The organism is Agrobacterium sp. (genome assembly GCF_032092815.1).
Lineage (GTDB): Bacteria > Pseudomonadota > Alphaproteobacteria > Rhizobiales > Rhizobiaceae > Agrobacterium.
The window spans coordinates 41,726-49,594 of sequence record NZ_DAMDBP010000034.1 but is presented as its reverse complement, the minus strand read 5'-3'; the positions used below and the strand labels follow the sequence as shown (position 1 = coordinate 49,594).

Here is a 7,869-nt window from a genome sequence, read left to right as displayed (position 1 = left end):
GGAACTGGTGCACCGGCAGGTCAAATACCTGAACAATGTGGTTGAGGCCGATCACGGCAAGCTCAAGCAACTGATCAGGCCCATGAGAGGGTTCAAAACGTTGCAAACGGCCTACGCAACGATCAAAGGGTTCGAGGTCATGCGGGCTCTACGTAAGGGGCAGGTTGCAATTTTCAACTTGACTGGCGAGATTCGCGGAGAGGCCCGCATCGTTGAACGGGCCTTCGGGGTTGGGCCCAGCGCCCTTACCGAAGTTGTGGCAATTCTCACCCAGAACCTCGAAGCAGAAGCCGCGTGATTGAAACGCAAGAAAGCCTCTTTATAGCCATATAGAATAGTTGCAACAGAGCCGGTCTTCTTCCCCCATTCATGCAGCGTGGCTGGCGAGCAACCGATCTTGCCCGCAATAGATGAAACGGCTGCCCACCGCGACGGGTGCTCAGCCTCGTGATCCAGCACCATACGGATGGCGCGTTGGCGGACTTCAGGTGAAAACTTGTTCGTTGTCTTGCTCATATCGGCTCCACTCTTTCAGAAGTTGGAGCCTCCGGCAAACCCGGCGCGGTTCAGTTGAGTTTAAATGCTCGCAGTTTTCGCGTTGTTTCCAACCATCAGGGTCAGCAATTCTCAATGGTGTGGATATGGATTGGTGTTATAAGTGAGGCTGGTGGCTCGTCTTTACGACCAAAGAAGGCAGCCAGTGTTTCAATAGCGATCTGAACCTCGAAAGCAGGCCCTTGGTCTATGATGACATCGATCAGGCCTTGCCGAAGTAATTGTCGTCTGTCGTCCGTCAGTTCATGGGTGATGAAGACAATTTCATTGGCTCTTCCCAGCGCTTCAACAGCTTTCACAACGGATGAGGCACCTGCTGATGCGTTGTAGATTCCACGGACACTCTTGTTGCGTTTCAATGCGCTAAAAACCAGATCTCCCGCCAGTTCGGCCCGTTCCAGGCTTTCGAGAACATCAGTTACCCGGCACTCAGGGTAACGTTCGCTCAGTGCGGCCCGAAAGCCCGCCTCACGTTCCTCATGTCCGACCATAGTGAGCATGCCTGAGATCACGAGGATGTCTCCTCCATCTTTGCCCAAGAGACGGCCCATAAGATCCCCAGCAATTCTCCCTGCCTTGACATTGTCCGGACCAACATAGGCAAAACGTCCAGATCCAGCGATGTCAGTGACGAGCGTAATGACCGGCTTGCCCAACCTGCCAAAATCTCTCAATGCTGCAGCAACATCGTTATCCTCTGCGCTGACAATGACCATTCCATCGCAGGTCTTTGCGAGGGTCCTTACAAGGTTTGCTGTGGCGCTCGACTTCGCGGGCTCGATATGGTGGATTTTGAACTGAAGATTGAACTGGGGAAAGTCTCGCGTCGCAGCTTCGAAGTTATTTTGCACAGCGGCATGGAACGGATTTTCCGGACGTTGTAGCAAGACGGCAATCCTGAGGGTTCGCGCTATCCGTTGATTTAGCGCCCGATCAATCTTGAGCTTACGAGCCCACTCGATAACCTGTCTTTCCTTTGCGTGTTTCACCCCACCACGATTGTTGAGCACACGGTCAACCGTTGAAAGCGAAACGCCTGCAGCTTCAGCGATATCCTTCGCCGTGATCTTGCCCATTCGTAATCCTCAGGATTTGAAGAGATCTCTTCAAAAATACAATACCGCATCAAGAACCTAAAGCTATCATCATTCTCGACCGAACGTCATGGAGGGCGTTTCGGGACAGGGAGGTTCCATACATGATCGAGCTCGCAGTTTTTGGCGCGGGCCGCATTGGGCAGGTGCATGCCCTAAATGCGGCTGCTCATCCGTCAGTGCACCTGAAATACATCGTTGAGCCGGTCGCAAGCGATCATCTGGACCGTCTCGCAATGCAAACAGGTGCCATGCTTTGTGAGCCGGAAACGGTCTTTACCGATCCTGCTATCAAAGGGGTTATCATTGCGAGTTCCACAGACACCCATGCGGCCCTGCTATTGAGGGCTGCCCAGACGGGGAAGGCCGTGTTCTGTGAAAAGCCAGTCAGCCTGGATTTTTCAACCGTAGAAGATGTCACGAACGAAGTTGAAAAGACCGGAGTGGCTTGTTTGCTCGGCTTCCAACGCCGATATGATCCTGATTTTCGGTTGGTGCGGGAACGGATCGTCAGCGGCCAGGCTGGTGAGCTTGAGCATATCGTCATGCATACTCGCGATCCTTCACCACCACCGCGCAATTACATCGAACGGTCTGGGGGTATGTTTCGCGACCAGGCGATACATGATTTCGACATGGCGCGTTATCTGCTCGGTGAAGAAATCGCAACTGTGTATGCTGTCGGCAATTGCTTGATCGATCAGGAAATTGCCGCAGCTGGCGATATCGATACCGCGATGATCACGCTGACCTCCGTTTCGGGCCGCTTCGTGCAGATGGTCAATTGCAGGCGTGCCCCCTTCGGCTACGATCAGCGTCTTGAAGCGCTCTGCTCGCGTGAGGTGCTATATGTTGAAAACCGTCCACAACGCGGCGTCATGATCGCCGACGCCCAGGGATTTCATTCCTCGACACCAATGAATTATTTCATCGAGCGCTTCACAGGCGCTTACCGCGCGGAGATGCATGCATTCATCGACATGATAGCAACCGGTTCAACACCGCTTGCCACTATTCGCGATGGACTTGAAGCGCAAAGGCTTGCCGAAGCGGCAATCGTGTCAATGAACACGGGTAAGCCGATCCAATTTTCTACTGACTGGCATCCTGATGCGGAGGAGAGACGATGACTGCCATGATCACGAATGTATTGCCTGACGGCGTCCGTCTGGCGGTGAGTCCGCTGTCTTGGGTCAATGATGTTCTTGACGATTTGGGGAGAGACACCCCGCTTGAAATCTGCCTTGATGACGCAGCAGCGGTTGGCTATCAGGGTATCGAACTCGGCCGAAAGTTTCCACGAGACGCCTCCATTCTTACACCCCTTTTGAACGAACGTAATCTGGCGCTTGCCTCTGGATGGTACTCTGGCGAGCTTGCGACGCGAAGCGTCGCTGATGAAATGGACGCAGTAGCATCCCATGCAGGGCTGTTGCACGACATGGGCAGCGACGTTCTTGTTTATGGTGAGGTGGCGATGATGGCACCAGGCGCTCCGTTGGATACACCAATGTCGAGGCGCGTGATTATGCCGCCGGAAGATATTTCCTCCTACGCCGCTCGGCTGAGCGAATTCGCAAAACGCCTGCATGAAAAATACGGCCTCAAGTTCGCCTATCATCATCATCTCATGATGGTCGCTGAAACTTTCGATGAAATCTCGGCAATCTTCGACCGTACCGGACCAGGCGTTGGCCTGTTACTTGATACTGGCCATGCCTTGAGCGGTGGTTTTGATTACGGCAAGCTTATTGAGCGATTTGGCGATCGCATCAACCATATTCACCTCAAGGATGTGCGTATGCCAGTCCTGGCAAACATCCGAAATGGCGACCTCAGCTTCAACGAGGGCGTGCGCGCCGGCATGTTCACCGTTCCTGGTGACGGCAATGTCGATTTCGGTGCCGTAATCTCCCTGGTTCGGGACAACGGCTACAAGGGATGGGTTGTCGTAGAGGCAGAGCAGGATCCAGCGAAGGCTCCGCCACGACCAGCGGTCACGCGAGCATTCTTGCACATCTACGACCTTCTAGCAGCCTGATCAGTCTGAAACGGAAACAATCATGGTCAAGAAAACACTTAATATCGGTCTGATCGGCTCGGGTTTTATGGGGCAAGCCCATGCAGATGCCTATCACCGTGCGCGAATGCTTTATCGTGATCTCGCGGCAATCCCCCATCTCTATTTGCTCGCCGACGTAGATGAGACACTGGCTGCCAGCGCAGCTACCCGCTTCGGCTTTGAAAAAAGTACCGGCGACTGGAGAACGCTCGTATCTGATCCGAAAGTCGATATTGTCGACATAACCTCTCCAAACGCCATGCATTATGAAATGGCACTCGCCGCGATTGATGCCGGCAAACACGTCTATTGTGAAAAGCCCCTGTCGGTGACCTTGGCAGAAGCTGAAGAAATGGCTGCCGCCGCCCGAAAAAAGGGCGTCAAGACAATGGTTGCCTTCAACAACATCAAGACACCTGCGGCCATGCTGGCGAAACAGCTGATCGACAGAGGCGATATCGGGCAGCCGATGCGTTTTCGTGGCTGGTTTGATCAGGGTTTCTTCAATGATCCGGAGTTGCCCTTTTCCTGGCGTTGTACGCGCCGTGACGCAGGATCTGGAGCGTTGGGAGATCTCGGTAGCCACGTCATTTCCGTTGCGCAATTCCTGATGGGGCCTGTCGAAAGTGTCACTGCGCAGAGCCAGACTTTTTTTCCAACTCGGCCGATCCCACAGGGTGGGTCAGGTTACGGCGCAAAGGCGGGCGACGATGCCCCTCGCGCGGCGGTTGAGAACGAGGATCAAATCCAGTCACTTGTCCGCTTCAAGTCGGGTGCTGGCGGTACAATCGAGGCGTCCCGCGTGGCAGCAGGCAAAGTCTTCGGGGTCTACTGGGAGGTATCCGGCACAGAGGGTACGATCATCATGGATGGTGAGCGCTTCAACGAGTTGAAGATATCCCGCTTCAACGACCCCAAGCCAGACCGAGGTTTCAAGACAATTCTCGCGGGAAGCCAGGTACCGCAATTTTCTGCATTCTTCGGTTTCGATTTTGCCGGCGGCGGTCTTGGTTACTTCGATATCAAGGTGATCGAAGTTCGGGACTTGATCGAAGGTATCATGAGCGATGTCGACTGCTATCCTAACTTCCAATTTGGCCTTGCGAACGAGCAGATCATAGACGCGATGGAGCGCTCACTTGCGACCGGCAAGTGGGAAAAGACAGCGGCCTGAGCAAGCCACCAGCATACAAAGAGGAGTTTCGATATGACCTTTCCTTCTGCCTTGCCAACCTCCCGATTGAGGTCGCCCCAGGATGCTCCTCCGCTACGCTGGGGGATCCTTGGTACTGGTTGGATCGCGGCAAAGTTTACGGAATCGGTCAAGGCGCATACTCGGCAAGTGATCGCCGCTGTAGGCTCAAGATCGCAGGAAAAGGCAAAGCGGTTCGCGTCTGAGTGGGGAATTGAGAACGCTTACGGGAGTTGCGACCAGCTCGTTCATTCACCTGATATAGACATCATTTATGTCGCCACACCGCATGGCCAGCACCACGAGCACGTCTTGCTTGCAATCAATGCTGGCAAGCACGTACTCGTCGAAAAACCGATAGCTTTAAACCATGTCCAGGCTGCCGAAATGGTCGCTGCAGCGCGCGACAAGGGCGTGTTTTTCGCCGAGGCTCTCTGGACCTACTTCCTGCCCAAATTCGACATCGTTCAGCAGGTTCTTGACGCCGGTTTCATTGGCGAAATCAAGTCAGTCTACACTGAATATGGCGAGTATCTCCCATCTGATCACCGCATCTTCGATCCGACGCTTGCTGGCGGGCCATTGCTCGATCTGGGAACATATCCGGTATCGCTCTTGAGTAAACTGTTAGGCGTGCCTACCAGGGTTGTTGGGGTTGCGACATCGGATCCAGCTGGAGTGAACGGCCAATTGGCTGTCGCCATGGTGAATGATCACGGCGCGCAGGGAACAATGGCCACGACATTGTACGGTTTTACGCCTACCGGGGTTGCGATTGTCGGGACGGAAGGTTCGATCCGCTTCACCAATGAGTTCCATCTGCCAGGTTCATTTGAAGTGTGGTCGCGTGACGGCACTGTCAGGCTGAGATACGATGAGCCGCGTGGCGCGCATTTTGAAGGTCTTTTTTATGAGGCCGCAGGGGTTGCCTACGCCATTGCCGAAGGCAAACTGGAAAGTGACTGCCGGCCGCTTGAGGCATCACTTGATACAATGAAAACGCTTGATGCAATCCGTGTTGCGCTCGATATCAAGTTTGAACAAGCTGGATTGTTTGAGTGACACATGTCGCAACCTTCTGGCGAGGAGGTTGCGGCTTCTGAAACAGGAATTTTCTTTGACAAAAGCCCGCGATGGCGAATTTTCGCACGTCGCGGGCTTTGTTGGTGCTCAAGAAGAATTTCGGTGCCGCGGCCTAAAAATCAGGTTTCCCTGGCATCACGTTCGATGATCCATTCAACCGCGGGATCTGCTACAAAACGCCATTTACGCAACGGACCTGCCATCACGTTGAGATAATACATTTCGAAGCCGTGTGGTGCTCCGCACGGATGATGGCCGCGTGGCACGAGTACCACATCGCCATCTGCCACCGCGATGGTTTCATTGAGCTTCTGGTCGTCGGTATAGACGCGTTGTATCCCGAACCCATTTGCCGGGTTCAAACGATGATAATATGTCTCTTCCAGATAGGTGATCCGGGGATAATCGTCCTCGTCATGGCGATGGCTCGGGTAGGACGACCAATTGCCTGGCGGTGTAAAAACTTCGGTGACTAAGAGACTGTCACAGTAATCTTCGGCCTCCATGGCAATATTGTTGATGTGTCGCTGGTTGGAGCCGACACCACGAGGTGTCAGTTTGATGCCATCGGGACCGATCCTGCGAGCATGGTGTCCGCTTTTGCCCGGTGCAAGGCATACCGCGATCGTACAATCCGTTGTCGCACGGCCCTCCCAAGTCGTATCATTCGGCAGATAAAGGCAATGAGGCGGTGTCTTTTCAAAGACATTCATCCGCTCACCAAGCTCGCCCCAATCCTGGCCATTTGACGTGAAGCGGGCTCTGCCTTCAACCATCACCAGTATGGTCTCGTTGCTACCCGTTGCCTCGCCGATTGCTTCGCCCTCGCGCAAGCGATACAGGTTGAAGCCGACATAACGCCAGCCCGCTGACTGGGGTGTGATCTCGTGGACCTTGCCATGAGTGCCAAAGGGCCGACGTAAAAGATGACTCATGATGCTACTTTCTCACTCAATGAATGACTTTCTCAACCAACCGCCGTGTCGAGACCGACCTCGCGAGAGATCGTTTTCAACGCCTTCAGTCCCATGCTCTGGTAATGGAACGGGTCTCGAACAGCGCTGTCCTGTTCAGCCTCGATCACCAGCCAACCAGAATAGTTGTGCTTGGCAGCGACCTTCAGCGTCGGAGAAAAGTCCACGCAACCCTCGGCATCTCCCGGCACGGTAAAGACGCCACGCCTCACACCTTCCAGAAAGGAAAGGTTTTCCGAGCGAACCTGTTGCATGATATCCGGACGGATATTCTTGGCGTGGATGTGCGTGACGCGATCCATATAGCGGCTAGCTACTTCGTGAGGGTCTGCTCCACCAAAGGTGCAATGGCCTGTATCAAGTAACAGACGCGTAAACGGGCCAGCCATCGCCATGAAGCGGTCAATGTCTGCTGCACTTTCGATGATCGTTCCCATGTGATGGTGATATCCCATCTTCACGCCCTGTTCGTGCGCATGTTTGGACAAAGCTTCGTAGCCTTGTGAAAAGCGCGCCCACTGGTCGTCCGTCATGATCGGTCGATCATTCACTGGCGTGGTGTCGCTACCATGGACAGTGTTCGAGCACTCACAGGCATTGATGTGATCGCCACCAGCTGCTCGTGTCATGTCGATGAAGGACTGCAGCGCTGCGATCTCTGTCGCAATGTCGTTCACAAGCAAGTTGGTTGAATGCCAACCGCCGACAAAGCGCAGGCCGAACTGCCCAAGCGTTGCCTTCAACGCGGTGCCTTCGTTTGGCATCTTGTGTCCCTTCTCAATGCCGTCAAAGCCGATCTTTTGGCAATCGGAAAGGCAATCCTCAAGAGAGAGATGCGCGCCGATTGTTTGATCGTCATCGTTGGACCAGGCGATGGGGTTGGTACCATAAAGTATCATGTTAAAATCC

8 protein-coding genes and 1 pseudogene are annotated in these 7,869 nt (G+C 54.0%); 5 read left to right on the top strand and 4 right to left on the bottom strand.

Going from position 1 to position 7,869, the window contains the following annotated elements; all coding sequences use genetic code 11:
- A partial coding sequence (locus tag RT613_RS17845; RefSeq protein ID WP_313617508.1) for a DDE-type integrase/transposase/recombinase occupies positions 1 to 298 on the top strand: 298 nt, incomplete at its 5' end.
- Between the two features lie 56 nt (positions 299 to 354).
- On the opposite strand, the pseudogene RT613_RS17840 reads toward RT613_RS17845, so the two are convergent.
- Both RT613_RS17840 and RT613_RS17835 read right to left on the bottom strand, forming a co-directional pair.
- Positions 355 to 516, bottom strand: a pseudogene (locus tag RT613_RS17840) (transposase); the annotation flags it as partial.
- 101 nt (positions 517 to 617) lie between these two features.
- Positions 618 to 1,631 carry a LacI family DNA-binding transcriptional regulator gene (locus tag RT613_RS17835; RefSeq protein WP_313617507.1) on the bottom strand — a complete coding sequence of 338 codons (1,014 nt, stop codon included), beginning with the start codon at positions 1,629 to 1,631 and terminating at the stop codon, positions 618 to 620.
- Between the two features lie 122 nt (positions 1,632 to 1,753).
- Here RT613_RS17835 and iolG point away from each other — a divergent pair, with 122 nt between their 5' ends.
- Genes iolG through RT613_RS17815 form a run of 4 tightly spaced genes read left to right on the top strand, consistent with a single transcriptional unit; the run spans position 1,754 to position 5,965 of the window.
- Positions 1,754 to 2,779: an inositol 2-dehydrogenase gene (iolG, locus tag RT613_RS17830; RefSeq protein WP_313617505.1), complete on the top strand. Its 1,026-nt coding sequence runs from the start codon at positions 1,754 to 1,756 to the stop codon at positions 2,777 to 2,779.
- The gene (gene iolE, locus RT613_RS17825; protein ID WP_313617503.1) at positions 2,776 to 3,690 is read left to right on the top strand and encodes a myo-inosose-2 dehydratase; all 915 of its coding nucleotides are present in this window, start codon (positions 2,776 to 2,778) and stop codon (positions 3,688 to 3,690) included. Before iolG ends, iolE (RT613_RS17825) begins: the two co-directional genes overlap by 4 nt.
- 22 nt (positions 3,691 to 3,712) lie before the next feature.
- On the top strand, positions 3,713 to 4,885 hold the full coding sequence (locus tag RT613_RS17820; protein WP_313617501.1) for a Gfo/Idh/MocA family oxidoreductase: 1,173 nt from the start codon (positions 3,713 to 3,715) through the stop codon (positions 4,883 to 4,885).
- 33 nt (positions 4,886 to 4,918) lie between these two features.
- The gene (locus RT613_RS17815) at positions 4,919 to 5,965 is read left to right on the top strand and encodes a Gfo/Idh/MocA family oxidoreductase (protein ID WP_313617499.1); all 1,047 of its coding nucleotides are present in this window, start codon (positions 4,919 to 4,921) and stop codon (positions 5,963 to 5,965) included.
- Positions 5,966 to 6,105: 140 nt separating this feature from the next.
- Here the strand turns inward: RT613_RS17815 and iolB are convergent, their stop codons facing one another.
- Together iolB and iolE (RT613_RS17805) are read right to left on the bottom strand one after the other, a co-directional pair.
- On the bottom strand, positions 6,106 to 6,921 hold the full coding sequence (gene iolB, locus RT613_RS17810; protein ID WP_313617498.1) for a 5-deoxy-glucuronate isomerase: 816 nt from the start codon (positions 6,919 to 6,921) through the stop codon (positions 6,106 to 6,108).
- Positions 6,922 to 6,953: 32 nt separating this feature from the next.
- Positions 6,954 to 7,859: a myo-inosose-2 dehydratase gene (gene iolE, locus RT613_RS17805; RefSeq protein WP_313617496.1), complete on the bottom strand. Its 906-nt coding sequence runs from the start codon at positions 7,857 to 7,859 to the stop codon at positions 6,954 to 6,956.
- Between the last annotated feature and the right edge of the window lie 10 nt (positions 7,860 to 7,869).

Excerpts from the sequence above, each read along its gene's own strand:
- iolE (WP_313617496.1), bottom strand. The coding sequence starts at position 7,859 with ATGATACTTTATGGTACCAACCCCATCGCCTGGTCCAACGATGACGAT.
- iolE (WP_313617503.1), top strand. The coding sequence starts at position 2,776 with ATGACTGCCATGATCACGAATGTATTGCCTGACGGCGTCCGTCTGGCG.
- iolB (WP_313617498.1), bottom strand. The coding sequence starts at position 6,921 with ATGAGTCATCTTTTACGTCGGCCCTTTGGCACTCATGGCAAGGTCCAC.
- iolG (WP_313617505.1), top strand. The coding sequence starts at position 1,754 with ATGATCGAGCTCGCAGTTTTTGGCGCGGGCCGCATTGGGCAGGTGCAT.
- RT613_RS17820 (WP_313617501.1), top strand. The coding sequence starts at position 3,713 with ATGGTCAAGAAAACACTTAATATCGGTCTGATCGGCTCGGGTTTTATG.
- RT613_RS17835 (WP_313617507.1), bottom strand. The coding sequence starts at position 1,631 with ATGGGCAAGATCACGGCGAAGGATATCGCTGAAGCTGCAGGCGTTTCG.
- RT613_RS17815 (WP_313617499.1), top strand. The coding sequence starts at position 4,919 with ATGACCTTTCCTTCTGCCTTGCCAACCTCCCGATTGAGGTCGCCCCAG.